General features: G+C 45.1%; 14 protein-coding genes and 1 pseudogene. 7 read left to right on the forward strand and 8 right to left on the reverse strand.

Going from position 1 to position 18,132, the window contains the following annotated elements; translation table 11 throughout:
- Window positions 1-47: 47 nt before the first annotated feature.
- The 5 genes and pseudogenes from ACAM37_RS08810 to pilG form a co-directional block, all read right to left on the reverse strand.
- On the reverse strand, window positions 48-266 hold the full coding sequence (locus ACAM37_RS08810; RefSeq protein ID WP_369626029.1) for a hypothetical protein: 219 nt from the start codon (window positions 264-266) through the stop codon (window positions 48-50).
- Window positions 267-362: 96 nt separating this feature from the next.
- A pseudogene (locus tag ACAM37_RS08815) lies at window positions 363-1,397 on the reverse strand (methyl-accepting chemotaxis protein); the annotation flags it as partial.
- Between the two features lie 419 nt (window positions 1,398-1,816).
- Window positions 1,817-2,353 (reverse strand): chemotaxis protein CheW, encoded by a 537-nt coding sequence (locus tag ACAM37_RS08820; RefSeq protein WP_065254123.1) that lies wholly within the window; start codon window positions 2,351-2,353, stop codon window positions 1,817-1,819.
- A 5-nt stretch (window positions 2,354-2,358) separates the two neighbouring features.
- Window positions 2,359-2,721, reverse strand: coding sequence for a response regulator (locus ACAM37_RS08825; RefSeq protein ID WP_050324979.1), 363 nt, complete (start codon window positions 2,719-2,721; stop codon window positions 2,359-2,361).
- A 229-nt stretch (window positions 2,722-2,950) separates the two neighbouring features.
- The gene (gene pilG, locus ACAM37_RS08830; protein ID WP_050324978.1) at window positions 2,951-3,337 is read right to left on the reverse strand and encodes a twitching motility response regulator PilG; all 387 of its coding nucleotides are present in this window, start codon (window positions 3,335-3,337) and stop codon (window positions 2,951-2,953) included.
- A 488-nt stretch (window positions 3,338-3,825) separates the two neighbouring features.
- Here pilG and ACAM37_RS08835 point away from each other — a divergent pair, with 488 nt between their 5' ends.
- From ACAM37_RS08835 to ACAM37_RS08865, 7 genes are all read left to right on the forward strand, one after another.
- Window positions 3,826-5,076 carry an efflux RND transporter periplasmic adaptor subunit gene (locus tag ACAM37_RS08835; RefSeq protein WP_369626030.1) on the forward strand — a complete coding sequence of 417 codons (1,251 nt, stop codon included), beginning with the start codon at window positions 3,826-3,828 and terminating at the stop codon, window positions 5,074-5,076.
- 79 nt (window positions 5,077-5,155) lie between these two features.
- On the forward strand, window positions 5,156-8,338 hold the full coding sequence (locus tag ACAM37_RS08840; RefSeq protein ID WP_369626031.1) for an efflux RND transporter permease subunit: 3,183 nt from the start codon (window positions 5,156-5,158) through the stop codon (window positions 8,336-8,338).
- Between the two features lie 293 nt (window positions 8,339-8,631).
- The gene (locus tag ACAM37_RS08845; protein ID WP_062332572.1) at window positions 8,632-9,369 is read left to right on the forward strand and encodes a response regulator transcription factor; all 738 of its coding nucleotides are present in this window, start codon (window positions 8,632-8,634) and stop codon (window positions 9,367-9,369) included.
- 169 nt (window positions 9,370-9,538) lie between these two features.
- Complete coding sequence (locus ACAM37_RS08850; protein WP_369626032.1) at window positions 9,539-11,173, forward strand: sensor histidine kinase; 1,635 nt, start codon at window positions 9,539-9,541, stop codon at window positions 11,171-11,173.
- A 170-nt stretch (window positions 11,174-11,343) separates the two neighbouring features.
- Window positions 11,344-12,081 carry a methionine ABC transporter ATP-binding protein gene (locus ACAM37_RS08855; RefSeq protein WP_076775052.1) on the forward strand — a complete coding sequence of 246 codons (738 nt, stop codon included), beginning with the start codon at window positions 11,344-11,346 and terminating at the stop codon, window positions 12,079-12,081.
- A 67-nt stretch (window positions 12,082-12,148) separates the two neighbouring features.
- Entirely contained in the window at window positions 12,149-12,838 is a 690-nt protein-coding gene (locus ACAM37_RS08860) for a methionine ABC transporter permease (RefSeq protein ID WP_007115396.1), read from the forward strand.
- 162 nt (window positions 12,839-13,000) lie between these two features.
- A complete protein-coding gene (locus tag ACAM37_RS08865; RefSeq protein WP_050324972.1) occupies window positions 13,001-13,978 on the forward strand; it encodes a MetQ/NlpA family ABC transporter substrate-binding protein in 978 nt (325 codons plus the stop codon).
- A 146-nt stretch (window positions 13,979-14,124) separates the two neighbouring features.
- On the opposite strand, the gene ACAM37_RS08870 is transcribed toward ACAM37_RS08865, so the two are convergent.
- The 3 genes from ACAM37_RS08870 to pheS all read right to left on the reverse strand — a co-directional run bounded on the left by ACAM37_RS08870 (window position 14,125) and on the right by pheS (window position 18,060).
- Window positions 14,125-14,442, reverse strand: coding sequence for an integration host factor subunit alpha (locus ACAM37_RS08870; RefSeq protein ID WP_095356749.1), 318 nt, complete (start codon window positions 14,440-14,442; stop codon window positions 14,125-14,127).
- 123 nt (window positions 14,443-14,565) lie between these two features.
- Window positions 14,566-16,980, reverse strand: coding sequence for a phenylalanine--tRNA ligase subunit beta (gene pheT, locus ACAM37_RS08875; protein ID WP_369626033.1), 2,415 nt, complete (start codon window positions 16,978-16,980; stop codon window positions 14,566-14,568).
- A 9-nt stretch (window positions 16,981-16,989) separates the two neighbouring features.
- A complete protein-coding gene (gene pheS, locus ACAM37_RS08880; protein WP_065262705.1) occupies window positions 16,990-18,060 on the reverse strand; it encodes a phenylalanine--tRNA ligase subunit alpha in 1,071 nt (356 codons plus the stop codon).
- Between the last annotated feature and the right edge of the window lie 72 nt (window positions 18,061-18,132).

Raw genomic sequence — 18,132 nt, forward strand, 5'->3', positions numbered from 1 at the left:
CCAATCTAGGACAACCGTTTTGCAATCAAATAACGCACGATATCGCGCTACTCAAATTGCCGAAAATCATCAATTAACACATTGTTGCGGGCAACCAGTTGGCATTGACCTGCCTCTAAAGGAATCGATTGCTGCGCATCTACCAAATTTTTGCTAAAAAACTTCAATTGCGATTTTATTGTTGGTATTAGCGAAAATTTATCCCTGCCAACGTCTTTAAGCTGGTGATCAAAACCACAGCGTACAACGCCTGATCTAACACACATAAGAGCTAACACGCATAAAAAGAAAGGTGGTTAAAACCACCCCTTACTTTTCTAACTGTTGAGTACTAAGCCTAATTAGCCATCAATCATTACCCATTAAGCATGTGCTAAAGCATCATCTGGCAATTTAAAGCCCGATACTGATTCTTGCAGCGCTGCCGCCATTTCATTAAGCTGACCGATTGAACGAGCGGCCGCCATGGTACCTGATGTGGTTTGCGAGGTAATATCTTGAATGATGTTCATGGTATTTGAAATATGACCCGCTGAGGCCGCCTGCAGACGCGCCGCATTTGAGATATTCTGAATCAATGATGCCAAGTTGTTCGATACAGTTTGTACTTCTTCAAGCGCCTCACCCGCATCTTTTGCAAGTTTCGCACCGCGTACAACTTCTGCCGTGGTTGATTCCATCGACATCACGGCTTCGTTCGTATCTGCCTGAATGGTTTTAACCAGTGTTTCAATCTGTTTGGTCGCTGTGGCTGAACGTTCTGCTAGGCGCTGTACCTCGTCAGCAACAACCGCAAAACCACGACCTGCTTCACCCGCCATCGATGCCTGAATCGCCGCATTCAACGCCAGGATGTTGGTTTGGTCAGCAATGTCATTAATCAGTCCAACGATATCGCCAATCTCTTGCGATGATTCACCGAGGCGCTTAATACGTTTTGAGGTTTCTTGAATCTGGTCACGAATGGTATTCATACCATCGATGGTACGTTGTACCACTTCTGCCCCGTTATACGCAATCGCAACCGAACGGTCCGCAACCGCAGCAGATTCGGCGGCATTTGAAGATACTTGGTCAATAGACACCGCCATCTCATTAATCGCTGCAGAGGCTCCCGCAATCTCTTGCGCTTGGCTTTCAGAGGCTTGGGCTAGTTCAACTGCCTTTGCCTGGGTTTGGTCAGAGGCGCGAGCGACTCGCTCTGCGGTGACGTTAATCGCAGAAACCAGTTGACGCAATTGGTCAATTGCAAAGTTGACCGAGTCTGCAATCGCACCTGTAAAGTCTTCTGATACCGTTGCGTTCACGGTCAAGTCACCTTCCGCTAAGTCACCTAACTCATCAAGCAAACGCAAAATCGCCATTTGGTTACGTTCGTTTTCTTCTTGGATTCTGCGGGCACGTTCAGATTCAACCTCCATCTCATGACGCTGACGCAGCGTTTCACGTTCACCTTCTACCATTTCGCGATGGGTTTTGGCACTAATCTGGCGGGTCAAAAAGTAAATCGCCCCAATTACGCCTAATACAATCAAAATAGAGGGCAACCAAATCGTCAAAAAATTATGGGCAACACTATTCTGTTGACGTACCAAAATCATCAATTGGTAGAGTCGATAAATAAATGCCAAACTAGCAACACCACCACAAATACTTGCCCAAATAATCCAGTTGGTTGAGCCCCCTCTATTCAAACGATAATTACTCTTGCCAGGCCCGATCGCGACAGGGGAGTTGGTATTGGTACTTAGGGTCGAAGTTTTAGTATCCATGATATGGTAAACCCTCAATTGTTTTAATGAGTTAGAAAATTAGGTTATAACGCTGCTTCTAAATAACGCGTGTCTTGCGCCAATAAGCTTGGCATAAACACATACCAAATCTGCTCGTTTTGTCTAAAACGACCATGCGTATACTGCGCGAGCGGCGAATCGTTCGGCATCTCGATAGGCTGATATTGCCCACGACTAAAGGTTTGGATACCCAATACCTCATCAACTTGTAAGCCACTAAATAGCTTGGGTTGATCAATCACCAAAATCTTTTGATTGCCTGATTGGTAATTTAAACCTGATGGATGTAAACCTAAGAAGTTTGACAAATTGGTAATCGGTAATAACCGTCCCCGAACATTGGCAATCCCTAGCAGCCAAGGTTTTGACAAAGGCACCGAGGTATAGGCAGGCAAAGATAGTACCTCAGCCACATCACCGAGTGGGGCTACCAAGTGGTGACCACCGAGCGAAAACGCGACCCCTAGCCACTGATTTCTTTGGTCAAAGTGGGTACCTTTTTGTCGTTTGATACCGCGGTTAGCGAGTCGTAAAAGCTCGATAAAGCCGTTTGAGGACACGAAACCTACTCCATCACGGCGCAGATTACAGTGATTAAGGCTTCTTCTGTAATCGGCTTGCTGAGATAATCCCGTGCGCCTTGGCGCTTGCCCCAGACGCGGTCAGCTTCTTGATTTTTAGTACTGATGATGATGACAGGGATATGACTGGTTTTTGGGTCACGGGTAAGTTTGCGGGTTGCTTGGAAGCCGTTCATCTCTGGCATGACCACATCCATCAAAATCACATCGGGGAAAAACTCATTGGCTTTTTGAATTCCATCCTCGCCTGTATGCGCTTCAATGACTTCGTGCTGATGACGAGTCAAAATATCTCGAAATTTTGCCATTTCTGATGGTGAATCATCAACTACTAAGATTTTGGCCATACACTTACCCTTTTACCTAATTATTGATTGCATTAATATTTTACTGTTTTGTATGTCGGTGGGAATAAAAACCCAACAGCACAACGGTTAAACTAAACACGCATCCCAAATCTACGTCTAGCTAGGTTGCAATCTGGGCTTATATTTCAGTCATATCGAGTGATTGCAGATTTTAGGGGTTAACAACAGTTGCAAGCAATGGCATGTTGTTTAGCTTCAACCCAGCGCATTAAGACGCAGGACGATGACGTTCAATGGTATCAAATAGCTCTTCTTTACTAAATGGTTTGGTCAAGTACTCATCTGAGCCGACGATACGACCCCGCGCTTTATCAAACAAGCCATCTTTTGATGACAGCATAATCACGGGCGTGGCAGCAAAATCTGCGTTGTTTTTGATTAGTGAACAAGTCTGATAACCGTCGAGGCGTGGCATCATGATATCGACAAAAATCAAATCTGGGTTGGTATCCGCAATTTTTGCCAACGCATCAAAGCCATCAACGGCAGTAGTCACCTCACAGCCTGCTTTGGCAAGTAACGTCTCTGCGGTACGACGAATGGTTTTTGAATCGTCAATAATCATGACTTTTAGGCCTTCAAAATTTGCATCCATAATATTTTCCTAATGGTTGTTTCGCTATGATTTTGCTACCCATTGTTCTATAGCGATTGCTCAAAACTTTAATTCATTGATGTTGGGGCAATTATCAAGTGATGCCTCAACCCTCAAAAGCAACTGGTACAATTTTTGACAATTAAACAAAGCTATTGTAAATAATTTTTATAAGATATAACAAATATTTCACACAGTATAGTTACAAACCAACTGTATGGTGATATTTTTAAAATACTACCATACTTTTTTGCTGCAAAGTATGCTTAAATCGATGCACTTACCGTTCATTTTTAACATCCTATGATGATTCAGGTTTGATCTATTGACTGCTTTGTAGATTGCCCATACACCCATGTTAATATACACGGATTCCATGAGATAGTGACACATCTTGAGATAAGCTTAGAAAAGTTTATTGCACTGGCTATTTCTACATCGTTTTATATTTTTTTAAGTTGATTGTTTGCGCTGAGGACATCTCTTTCATGATAACACCGAAGTTTATCACCAAAGTTTTACCATTAAGCCTAGCTATGGCTAGCGCTGTTATGAGTTTGAGCGGTTGCCAAAAACAGCAAAACGATAGCAAAAGCCCGTTGTCAACCCAAAAGACCCAAATCACCACCGCGTCAGCCACCACGCAAATCGCCAATAACGAGATTCAGCTATTAGCGGCCGATGTCATCACCGCCAAAGCAGACCGATTTGAACCGAGTGTCACCGTGACAGGGACACTGCAGCCTTCAGACCACACAGTGGTGCAATCAACGGTGAATGCGCAAGTGCAGCAAGTGCTCGCTGATGTGGGTAAAACGGTGGCAAAAGGTGAGCCACTGGTGCGACTTGATATCAGTGATAGTAAAAACCAACTTGCTCAAGCGCAAGCCGATGTTGCTGCCGCCCAAGCACAGGCCATCGTCGCCAATAAACTTGCTGAGCGCAACAAAATTTTGCTCGAGCAAGGCTTTGTCTCACAAATAGAGTATGAGCGTAGTGTGGCAGACAGCATTGCCCAGCGTGAATCCATCAAAGCCAAACAAGCCCAATTAAGTAGTGCACAAAAAATGTTTGGTGATACCACGATTTATGCGCCTACCACGGGGATTGTCAGCAGCCGCAGCGTCAATGTCGGACAGGTAGTCACGCAAAACCAAGCCTTGATGGAAATCATTGACCCCAATAAACTTGAGTTTGCCGCCAATGTCCCTAGCGAAGCACAAACACAGCTACAACTCAGTCAACAAGTGCCTTTTACTATTAGTAATCAAACCAATCAGTACATTGGACAAATTAGCCGCATTTCACCCCAAGTCGATGCCGCCACTCGCCAGCTGACCATTTATATCGCGGTTAAGCCTTCTCAGCGTAATCGTGGACTTCGACCGGGCATGTATGCCACAGGCAAGCTTAATTATGGGGTTGCACAAGTTGGGGTATTGGTGCCTATGTCAGCGGTAATGCTTGAGTCAAAAGCGCTCGAATCTAAAGCTCTAGAATCTAAAGCAAAAGGCGCAGCCAATAAACCTAGCGACCCATCCGCCACAAGCCCAACCTTAGAAGCTGGCACGATTTTGGTGGTCAGTAAAGACAATGTGATTACCAAACAGCCTATTAAGGTACTCAAACACCTTGACGATACCAGTCAGTATTTAATTGCTGGCATCGAGCCTAACACCACGGTGATTGTGGCAAATCTCAATGCCAATGATGTGGGTAAAAAAGTCGTGCTCAAATAGCTTACTGATAGTGTTTCATTCAATCATTCTATATTGTTAAAAATTTCACTGTTAAAAATTTTAGTATTAGGAATTTGCTATGTGGCTCACCCGCGTCAGTATCAACAATCCTGTGTTTGCCGCCATGATCATGCTCGCGCTGATGGTCATTGGACTATTAGCAACTTTTCGCATGAAAGTTGAGGAATTTCCTAATATTGAATTTCCTTTTGTGGTGGTCAATACCGTTTATAGTGGTGCTTCGCCTGAAGTCATCGAGACCGACATTACCAAAAAAATTGAAGACCAAGTCAATACCATCGCCGGTGTCAAAGAAGTGACCTCCGTCACCCAACAAGGCCTGTCACAAGTCATCGTGCAGTTTGATTTAAATATCCCGTCTGATGTTGCCGCGCAAAACGTGCGTGATAAATTGGCACTGGTGACCCCCACCTTTCGGGATGAAGTCACCACGCCTATCGTTGCGCAGTACAATCCTGCCGATGCGCCTGTGGTGTCCGTCACGTTTCGCTCTGACAAAATGTCGCTTCGGGAGTTATCCACTTACTTAGACAACACGGTCAAAAAACAGCTACAAACAGTCACAGGGGTGGGTCGTGTTGATATCTTGGGGGGTCGGCAGCGTCAAATCCGTGTGCTGCTCAATCCCACCCAAATGAATGCCTATAAAGTCTCAGTCAATCAAATTAGCAATGCACTACGCTCAGAGAACGTCGAATTACCTGTCGGTACCATCAACAATCAAAACCAAGAAATGGTGATTCAAGTCAACGGGTTGGTCAAAACACCCAATGAGTTTAACCAAATCATTGTCGCCCAAAATCGCTCAAGTACGGGTGCTATCGTGCCTGTGTACTTATCGCAAGTTGCCGAAGTCATTGATGGGCAAGCCGAGGCTGAGTCAGCGTCGCTACAAAATGGTCAACCTGCGGTGGCAATGGATATTATCAAAATGTCGGATGCCAATGTGATTGATGTGGTTGATAAAACCCAGCAGCGTCTGGCAGAAATCCAATCGACCCTACCCCCAGGTGTCACCATGACGGTGGTGGCTGATAGCTCAAAAAGTATTCGCGGCTCGTTAAATAATGTGGTGCGCACCTTGATTGAAGGAGCGATATTGGCGGTGTTTATTGTTTGGTTGTTCTTAGGGTCGTGGCGTTCGACCATTATCACAGGATTGACGCTACCCATTTCGCTGCTCGGTACTTTAGCGGCGATTTGGACGTTTGGTTTTTCCATCAACATGATGACCCTACTGGCGCTGGCATTATGTATCGGACTGCTGATTGATGATGCGATTGTGGTGCGGGAAAATATTGTGCGCCATGTGGGTATGGGCAAACATCACCGCCAAGCGGCGCTTGATGGCACCCAAGAAATCGGGCTTGCCGTGCTAGCGACGACGCTGGTGATTGTGGCGGTATTTTTACCCGTAGCTTTTATGGGCGGAATTATCGGACGCTTTTTTTATCAGTTTGGTGTGACTGTTTCTACCGCTGTGTTGCTGTCGTTATTTGTTAGCTTCACACTTGACCCGATGTTGTCTTCGATTTGGCCAGACCCAGATGCCGTGCACCAACATGACCGCGTCAATGAACGAGTTTCATTTCGCAAGCGACCGATTGCTTGGCTATTAGATGGGTTTCAGCGCTTATTAGATCGGTTGACCAATCTATACAGCCATATTCTTGCGTGGAGTTTACGCCATCGTTTGATAACTGTGCTTATTGCAATTGGCTCACTGGTTGCGGCGTTTTTTGCCGTGGGGTTGGTGGGCAAAGAGTTTGTCCCGCAAGCGGATATGAATGAAATCAAAGTCAAATTTGAAACGCCTGTCAATGCCAATATTGACTATACCCAGCAAAAAGCAGCACAAGTCAACGCGGTATTACAAAGTTTTCCTGAGGTTACCAATACTTATGCCACGGTTAATGCGATGTCCTATAGCGGTAACAATCGGGTACAAGTGAATGTATCATTAGTACCTAAAGATGAGCGCACGCGCGGACTAGATGCCTTAAACCGTGCCATGCGTGAGCAATTGCAGCAGGTAGGCGGTATTAAAGTCACCTCAGTGGCAGCCGCTGCCATGGCAGTCAGCGGTGGTCTTAAACCGATTATGATATCCATCAAAGGCAATGATTTAAATGAGCTGCAACGCTTATCCAATGAATTTATGCAAAAACTCTCAAACGTCAATGGCTTGGTAGATTTGGAAAGCACACTTAAACAGCCAAAATCAATGGTCAATGTCACCATTAACCGAGAAGCAGCAAATGATGCCGGTCTTTCGATTGGGCAAATCGGACAAGCATTACGACCGCTGCTAGCCGGTGACAATGTGAGCACCTTTAAAGATGACAACGGCAACAATATCGATGTCAACGTGCGCTTAAATGACGACAACCGCCAGACCATCTCGCAACTACAATCCATGTACTTGTCATCAAACCGTACCGATCAAAATGGTCAGCCAATACTAGTGCCGCTATCGCAAGTGGCGAATTTTAGTGAAACCTTGGGTGCACCGCAAATCAACCGGCGTTCGCTATTTCGTGAGGTGGTAGTCCAAGCCAACACGGACGGCAGACCGGCAGGTGATATCGGCGCGGATATCACAAAAATCCAAAACGAAATGAAACTGCCACCTGGTTACAGCTTTGCGGTACAAGGCTCTAACAAGGACATGGCCGAATCCATTGGCTACGCAACAACCGCACTTGGACTGGCAATTGTGTTTATTTATATGTTGTTAGGGTCACAGTTTAATAGCTTTTTATACCCTGTGGCGATTATGGCATCGCTGCCGTTATCGCTAATTGGGGTGTTCTTTGCGTTATTTTTATTCGGCTCTAGTCTTAATATGTTTTCTATCATCGGTATTATCATGCTGATGGGATTGGTGTGTAAAAATGCGATTTTGCTCATTGATTTTATTAAAGAATCTTTGTCAAACGGTTTGAGTCGTAATGAAGCTATTATGCTCGCGGGTCAAACGCGCCTGCGCCCCATTTTGATGACTACCGCTGCCATGGTGATGGGGATGATACCGCTGGCACTGGGCATCGGTGAAGGGTCGGAGCAGCAAGCACCGATGGCACACGCTATTATTGGCGGGGTGATTACTTCAACCTTATTGACCTTGATTGTGGTGCCGGTGATTTATACCTATTTAGATGATGGCAAACAGCGGTTTTTTCGGTTATTTGCTAAAAAGAAAGCAAAAACCCTTGCAATAGAGCGCCACGACTCACTTTAAGCAATAATTCATTACAATTTTATACAGTGTAAAGAAACTTAAGAATGAGTAGCCCAGTACAATTTTAAATTGGGCTATGCATTAATTGGGCTGTGTGATTGATAGCTGTATGATTGGCAGCTAAGAAGTTTTATAAATCTGTGTAAGACACTATCATATTGGCAGTCTATTGCTTTATGATAATAATCTCTTGCTTATGATAATAATCTCTTGATTGATGATAGAAGCCTGGCTTTGATGAGCAAAAGCAATAATAACAACTGATTTATTTTAGAGAATTTTTGGAGTTGGTGATGGAAGAAAATAATAGTGGTACTAAAACCGTACTATTGATTGAGGATGATCCAGATTTAGCCGAGTTGATTAGCGAATATTTGGGCATGAACTACTATGAGGTTCAGCATGCGCCAACCGCAACAGAAGGTCTAGAGACGCTATTTAACCCTGCAAAATCCATTGATTTGGTGATTTTAGATTTGATGTTGCCGGATATGGATGGCATGCAAGTGTGTCAACGTATTCGTCAGCACAAAGATAGCCGTCTGGCGCAAACGGCGATTATCATGCTCACTGCTAAGGGTGACACCACTGACCGTGTGTTGGGTCTTGAGATGGGCGCGGATGATTATGTCTCAAAACCATTTGAACCGCGTGAACTATTGGCGCGTATCCGTGCGGTGATGCGCCGTCACGACCTGCCGCTTCACCAGCAAAAAGAAGATAACTTAGTATTTGGTCGCTTAAAGGTTTATCCAGACAGCCATGAAGTGACGATTGATGATGAGCCGGTGCGTTTGACTACTCATCAGTTTCAGTTATTACATTACTTTGCTACCCACTCAGGTAAAGTACTGAGCCGTGAACAGCTGTGGCATGCGATGCCAAACGATGACAGTAGTGATAACATCGACCGTGCCATTGATGTGCATATTTCACGTCTGCGCGCGCTGATTGAAGACAATCCTCGCCAGCCAAAACGCATCATCACAGTGCGTGGTGTCGGCTATCAGTTTGCCACTGACCAAGTGTAAGAGTGTAAGATTGCTTGACAAATTTAACACGCAAAAGGTCATTATCCTTGGTTATTTATGCTAGCAAAGCTATTATAATAGCCTGTGATGACCCACGATTTTTGGATTCTGTGTGCGATTGAGCGGCATAAAATTTAATAGTGTATTTAGCAAGTTATTTGCCAGCGTTATGCTGGCATTGGTCATTTTTGCTGGGGCAATGGTAGTTTTAAGCCACTTGGTACACGATACTTCTGCCAACACCCGCCACCAAGTCATTGCCAGCCAAGTCACCCAGCAGCTAGACCCGCTACTAGTTGAGCTGCGCACGGCACAGAACCAACAAAAAAATCTCGAAACCCGTTATCTACTTGCCCTCGTACGCCGTAGTTTTAATATCTATAGCGATTCACTCAACGCCAAATTTGGTCTATACGATGGCAAAAGTGGCGAAGCGATTATGATCATGCGTGGGCTGCCTGCCACCTTACCGCCAAACCCGCCATTTTTTTTATCCTTGTTTCCTAGAGATGATCCAAAACACCCGACCGAAATTCAAGTCAATAGCCAATCAGGTTATGTGCTGTTATACCAATCAAAACTTAGTAACCGCCGTGCGATTTCGCCCGCGATTAATTTACTGACAGGCACCTTGCTATTACTGCTCATTATGTCGGGCATGTTATGGATGATTGCGCGCACCATGACATGGCGTATCAATCAGCTAAGTCGGCAAATCACCCAACTGGGTGATGGCGATTTCTCTGCCCGTGTCACGCCTGTGGGCAACGATGAAATTACCATTTTGGCACGCGGTTTTAACCAAACCGCTGAACGTATCGAAACCTTGATGAATGCCAATAAACTGCTGTTAGCCCATGCCTCGCATGAGATTCGCACACCAATTACCCGTATTCGTCTACAAGTTGAAATGATGACGATGCTGGCAAGTCAGTTTGACAAAACAATACAAGATAAGGTACAAAAACGTGCTGATGCCATCAACCGTGATTTAACGGGTCTTAATGATTTGGTGGAAAGTATTTTGCTCGTCAGTCGTATGGATGCCGGTCATGCGATAGAAAAAGTAGAAGACGTCGATTTATATGAGTTAATTAAAAACGAGATTCAGCACTACCCCCAAGCTAGCTTTACGGGTGGTCATATTATCATCCAAGGACAAGCCAAACTTCTCACCCACCTGGTGCGTAATTTGCTCGACAATGCCCATCTTCATGGCGTCCCACCTGTGACCGTACAGATGTACGCCATTGATGATGCGGGTAATCAGCTGGCAATTGATGCTCTACCAACCATCCAAGAGAGTACAAAAGATACCGATACTCAAAAACATATCGATGCTCAAAAAGATAAAATAGCGTTGCCCGCCCCTATAAAAGATACCACCAGTGCCCTTAAAAACGGCAATGACATCACCTTTGATACTACGATATCCGCGACCACTATACCTCTAGCAACAAACACAGCAACGGACACAGCAGATAGCGAAGCAACTTCGAACAAACTGGCTAACAAACCAAAAAATAAATCCTCTATTTTTTCCCGTAAAAAATCTGACATTGTGCACCTGCCAGAATTTCATCAGGTGTGTATTGCGGTTATCGACCAAGGTACAGGCATTCCTGAAGACAAACGCACCGATATTTTCAGTCCATTTGTACGGCTACAACAAGAGAAAAAAGGTTCAGGTCTCGGGCTATCTTTAGTCGCGCAGATTGTCAAAGCCCATGGCGGTAGTATTATCACCGACACAGTGCATGGTCATACCCGCTTTTTGGTCACATTACCTATCACCCAATCGTAACCGCTTTTATCTCTGCCTATAGTTTTATCACAAATTTTTTTTGCTTTTCTCCTCTATTATTTAATTAAACATACCATTCGGCATTTATTTATTCGTTAAAGCGACTAAACGCTGACGACGAGCTGTGCTAAAATTACCTTCTTTTAGCCACTGCAAAATTTTTTATTATCATGATTACCATTGATAACGTTACCAAACGCTTCCAAACCCAAGATGGCAACTGGTTTACCGCGGTAGAGCCGACATCGCTCTCAATCCAACAAGGCGAGATTTTTGGCTTGATGGGTTATTCGGGCGCAGGCAAATCTACTTTGCTACGCTTGATTAATTTACTTGAACGCCCAGATAGCGGCACTGTCACCATTGATGGCAAGGAGCTGACCTCGCTGTCCACCCACGATTTGCGCCATGCCCGTCAAAATATCGGTATGATTTTTCAGCAGTTTAATCTGATGGCAAATCGCACGGTGGCACAAAACATTGCCTTTGCCCTAGAGATTGCAGGTTGGGAAAAAGCAGCCATCATGCCGCGGGTGATGGAATGCCTTGAAATTGTTGATTTGGTCAATCGCGCCGACCACTACCCTGCCCAGCTCTCTGGCGGTCAAAAACAGCGGGCAGGTATCGCACGGGCGTTAGCGCCCAAACCTCATGTAATGCTCGCCGATGAGCCTACCTCTGCGCTCGACCCTGCGACCACCAAATCGGTGTTAGCCTGTCTCAAGGATATTAATGACAAGTTTAACGTCACTATTGTGATTGTGACCCATGAAATGTCCGTGATTCGCAAGCTGTGTAACCGCGTTGCTCTGCTTGATAAAGGCAGATTGCTGGAAGTCGCTGACGTACACTCGGGACAAATTCATGCCACCACGCCGATTGGGCAACTGCTGATTAGTGATGATTAACGGCGCACAAACATGGTCGATGGCTGGATAATCTTTTAAGTTTTAAATTGAATCGTTGGGTAATTTCATGGCAAATACATTAACTTGGCAAAGCGCGGTTGATAATCTTTTGGGGATGAAAGCAGAAATTTGGCAAGCTTTTTGGGAAACACTGATTATGGTGGGTATCTCAACGGTTGCGTCAGTCATCTTTGGCACATTGCTCGGCGTCGCGCTATTTTTGACCAGTAAAAATCAGCTCGCCGACAACAAATCGCTGTATGCAGGACTTGGCAACTTTACCAACATTATGCGTGCTTTTCCGTTTGTGATTTTGATGATTGTGATTATTCCTGTAACTCGCCTCATTGTCGGTACCACTATTGGTCCAATCGCGGCATCGCTTGCTTTGAGTGTCGCCGGTATCTTCTACTTTGCTAGGCTCGTTGAGCAAAATCTGCGTGATGTGCCAAAAGGTATCATCGAAGCGGCGTTATCAATGGGTGCAAGTACAGGGACGATTATTCGTAACGTGTTATTAGTCGAATCACGCTCAAGTTTGATTTTAAGTATCACTACCTTGATGATTAGTTTACTCTCTTATAGTGCGGCAGCGGGTATGATTGGGGGTGGCGGTCTCGGTGATTTGGCGATTCGCTATGGTTATAACCGCTACCAAAATGACGTGATGATTTTTATGGTGATTTTATTGGTGGTGATGGTGATTATCATCCAATCAGTCGGTAATATTTTGGCGCACCGTCTGGATAAACGTTAATTTTAGCTGATGGCTGTTTAAAAAATTGTTATTGATGGTTTTTCTAGGAATTATGAAAAAATTTCATATCCATAGGTTAACTCTCAATAACATTTTTTTTATGAATATGTTAAGGTAAACTGATTGTTTTGTCCGTTTATTTTTTCATTTTTGGAGGAAGGTATGAAATTAACGCATTTATCAAGCCATATTGCGCAGCTGCTAGCAACCGTAGGGGTGGCAGGGATTGCCCTAGTCGGTTGTAGCAAACCTGAAAGCAAAACCGAAACCACAGCACAAGCCAGCACCACCACAACTACGACCACGACTACCGCAAGCTCAACAACGACCACGGCAGCGGCAAGTACAGGTATAGACCCGAATAAATCTGAAATTGTGATTGGTACTACCGTGGGCGACTTTGGTGACATGGTCAAAAACTCTGTCAAACCGCAGTTAGAAAAACAAGGCTATAAAGTCAGACTGGTTGAATTCTCTGATTATGTGCGCCCAAATAAAGCCTTAGCCGATGGCGATATTGATATCAACGTGTTCCAACACAAACCTTATCTTGATACTTTCAAAAAAGACAACAACCTAGATATCGTTGAAGCATTCCAAGTGCCTACCGCACCGCTTGGCATCTATCCTGGTAAATTAAATGACTTAAAACAAGTCAAAGACGGTACCACCGTGGCTGCACCGAACGATCCAAGCAACTTTGCACGCGCGCTGGTAATGCTCAACGAACTGGGCTGGGTAAAACTTAAAGACAATATCGACCCATTGACCGCATCAAAAAATGATATCGCAGAAAACCCAAAAAATATCAAATTGGTAGAGCTAGAAGCCGCACAATTACCACGTGCGCGCTCAGACGTTGACTTTGCAGTCATCAACGGTAACTATGCGACCAGCTCAGGTATTAAATTGACTGAAGCGCTGTTCCAAGAACCCAGCTATGCGTATGTCAACTGGTCAGCGATTCGCACCAAAGACAAAGACACACAATGGGTAAAAGACGTGACCAATGCGTATAATTCAGAAGAATTTAAACAATACGCCCACAAAACTTTCCCAGGTTACAAATACCCAGCTATCTGGGGTGAAAACCCTGCGACACCAGCAGCTGCCAGTGCAGCCGCCTCTGCTGCTAAATAGAGACATAATTGGTATAAAAAAAAGAAGCATTAAGCTTCTTTTTTTTATGGTTAAAATTTATGGACAGAATGTTTTACGGTCAAAATGCAGCAACTGATTTTAAAACGCCTAAATTAACTGGAAATAATCTAAAAATAATAAAGGCGTTATTCTGTGAACAGTTTATCTTCAATACTGCGACGCATTTTTTGCCCCGCTTTAAAGGTAACAACGCGGCGCGCTGTGACATGAACCATCTCGCCAGTCTTTGGGTTGCGACCTGGACGTTGGCTTTTATCCTTAATCTCAAAGTTACCAAAACCCGATAGCTTGACTTGGTGACCTTTGATCAACGTCTCTGACAACTCTGAAAAAAAATTCTCTACAAATGCGCGGCTGTCTTGGCGCGTCATGCCCAAATTTTCCATCAAATGATTGATCATTTCTAATTTGGTTAAGGTTTTTCCTTCAACTTGCATATTCATTATCATACCCACCCTACTAAATGCTCCTATTCTAGCGATTCTAGCAAATACAGTCGATAGTTATTTTTACTTTAAAATCAAAGAAAAACATTGTATCGACTGGCATAATTTGCTAGTCCAAGATTACATACGTAGCGTTGCGTGATACTGCTCATGTAGCGCAGCGATAACAGCTTCCATTTGCGCATTGATACGCTCGTCAGAAAGCGTGGCATCGAGGTCTTGCCACACCAGTGCAAAAGCAAGCGATTGTTGGTTTTCAGGCAAATTACTGCCGGCATATACATCAAATAACCACACATCTTTTAATAGCTCGCCCCCGACTTGTTTGATAGTATCTCGCATGGATTGCACAGCAATCGACTGGTCTACCACCACAGCGATATCACGGCGCACTTGTGGGAATTTACTTGGCGTCATGATGGTCAATGCCTGTTGGTGCATGTCAATGACCATCTGTAAGTTTAGCTGCGCCACCCAAGTGGTCGGCAAATCCAAGGCTTTAGCAATCTGTGGGTGCAACTGACCCAACCAGCCAATCACCTTGCCTTGATAGTGTACATCGGCACTTTGACCGGGGTGTAAAAACGGCTGCTCGCTACGTTGATAACGGATAGCGGACTGCGCAAACCGCGGAAAAACCGATTCGACGTCATTTTTTAGGTCGTAAAAATCCATCACACGATTGTCATGATGCTGCTCTGGATAGGTGCTGCCGACTGCCACCATCGCCAAAGTGTCAACTTGGTTTAAGCTTGCGATATCACTGCCATCAAAACGCAGACCCGTCTCAAACAGACGCACGCGGTTTTGTTGACGGTTTAAGTTATATTGCACACAAGGCAACAAACTAGACAACAGGGTACGACGCATGACCGCTAAGTCACTTGAGATTGGATTGGCAAGCGCGAGTGGTGCAGCAAAATGCGCCCCATCAAACAAAGCTTCGACTTTGGGATCACTAAAACTAAAACTCACCGCTTCAAAATAACCTTGATTGACCAAGCTCATTTTTAAGTTATGCAGATCATTTTGGCGTTTATTGTCAAACAAGTTACTGGTAAACGCCGGCAGTTTGTTGGCAATATTGTTATAGCCATAAATGCGGGCGATTTCTTCAATCAAATCTTCGGGCAAGGCGATATCAAAACGATGGCTCGGCGGCGTGGCAACCAGATTTTCGCCTTGTACCTCGGTGCTGATTTGTAGACTATTTAGAATCTCAATGGCTTTGTCGGTGGCGATATCCGCGCCTAACAATTTATTGATACTGACAATCGGTAGCATCACTGACGTACGTTTTGGCAGTTCAGCGGTGTTTTCAACTAGCGTGATTTGACCGACCCTAACCTCACTTGAGCCATTGCCAAATGTTGCCAATAGATTGACCGCACGATCGAGTGCCAATTTTGGTAATTCAAAATCGACACCCCGCTCAAAACGCTGTGACGCATCGGTATGCAAGCCAAAACGGCGTGCCTTACCTGCAATCGCCAACTGTTTGAAAAATGCACTTTCGATTACCACTCGGGTCGTGCTATCGGTCACTGCGGTGCGAAGTCCACCCATAATTCCCGCTAACGCAATGACACCTTGTTCATCGGCAATCACCAGTTCATCACCTTGCAAGGTAATGGTTTGCTCATTTAACAGCTCAAGGGTTTCGCCTTGTTGGGCATGGCGCACGGTAATTGCGCCCACCAACTTGTCGGCATCAAACGCATGCAGCGGCTGACCGAGCTCAAGTAATACGTAATTGGTGACATCCACCAGTAAATTACGTGGCTTGACGCCTGAGGCATTCAGGGCTTGTTTCATCCAATCAGGTGATGGCGTCGTGCCTGTCAGCCCACTGACCAGTTGCGCATAATAACGCGGGCAGTCGGTGGTCTCTACGCTAACCGCTTGGCTGTCGTTGTCGGTCACAGCTGCGGTGATATTGTCAAAGGGTAATTGAAATGTTAAATCATTGAGCACGGCAAGCTCACGGGCGATACCCCGCACACTAAAACAGTCGCCACGGTTTGGGGTGATTGAAATATCTAGCACATGATTGTCTAAGCCAAGATACGCTCGAATATCCATGCCAATCGGGGCGTCTTGTGGCAAAATTAACAAGCCATCAACACCATCATCACAGTCAATCTCACTACCACCACACAGCATACCGTGCGATTCTACGCCGCGCAGTTTGCCTTTTTTAATGTTAAAGGGTTCATCACCTTGTGCAGGTGGTAGTTTGGCGCCCACCAGTGCCACAGGCACACGCACGCCAGCGGCGACATTGGGTGCACCGCAAACGATTTGTAGGGGTGCTTCGCTATGCTCACCGACATTCACTTTGGCAACGCGCAGTTTATCAGCATCGGGGTGTTGGGTGACGTCAATCACTTCACCAACCACCACACCACTAAATTCTTTGGCGACTTTATCCAAGCTATCAAGCTCTAAGCCTGCCATCGTCAGTTGTTCGCCAATTTGCTCAGCGCTTAAGTTTGGGTTTGCCCATTGGCGTAACCAGTTTTCGCTAATTTTCATTGTTTTCCCCTAAGCAAACTGCTTTAAAAATCTGACATCATTTTGATAGAACAAGCGCAAATCATTCACCCCATAATACAGCATGGCAAAGCGCTCAATCCCCATCCCAAATGCAAAGCCTTGGTATTTGGTCGGGTCAATACCGCTATCGGACAACACTTTTGGATGCACCATACCGCAGCCCATCACTTCTAGCCACTTGCCCCCACCTGCATAAGTATCGGCAAGGATATCCACTTCTGCAGACGGCTCAGTAAATGGAAAATACGATGGGCGAAAGCGCACCGTGAGTTTGCGACCAAAAAACGCCTGCAAAAACTCATGAATCAAGCCTTTTAGCTCAGCAAAATTAGTCGATTCGCTGACATACAAACCTTCAAGTTGATGAAACATCGGTGAGTGGGTTTGGTCGCTGTCGTTGCGATACACACGTCCGGGACAGATGATACGAATCGGTAAATTGCCTTTTTCCATCGTGCGAATCTGCACCGAACTGGTATGGGTGCGTAGCACATAATTGGCATTAAAATGCTGTTTTTCAAAATAAAAGGTATCGTGCATGGCACGCGCTGGGTGATGGCTTGGAATGTTTAACGCCTCGAAGTTGTAGTAGTCGCTTTCAACTTCAGGACCTGTTGCGACTTCAAAGCCTGCTTGACGGAAAAACCCTTGCATGCGCTCAGCGGTCATGGTGACAGGGTGCAAATTACCCGCTTGTTGTCCACGTGCTGGCAGGGTGATGTCAATGGATTCGCTGGCAAGTTTGGCAGCCAAGGCTTTAGCTTCTAAATCGCTTTGCGCTTGTTGTAGGCTGTCATTGATTTGGGTGCGTACTTGATGCAGCATACCGCCGATGGTCTTTTTGCCGTCGGCATCGAGTCCGCCAAGCTGTTTCGACCAAGTGGTCAAATGGCTTTTTTTGCCTGTTAGGGTTACGCGGATGTTTTGTAGGTCTTGGGGGTTTTGTGCGGTGCTGATTAAGGCTTTGGCATCTTGAACAAATTGGGTGAATTGGTCTTGGGTGATATCGGTTAAATTTTCAGAATATTGGATAAGTTTGTCAGTCGTTATTTCTGTCATGAGCGTTGCAATCTTGGTTATCAATAGTGATAGGCATTTTAACTAAAATATGGCGATAAAAAAAGCCATTAA

Source organism: Moraxella sp. K23, assembly GCF_041154765.1.
GTDB classification, from domain to species: domain Bacteria; phylum Pseudomonadota; class Gammaproteobacteria; order Pseudomonadales; family Moraxellaceae; genus Faucicola; species Faucicola tetraodonis.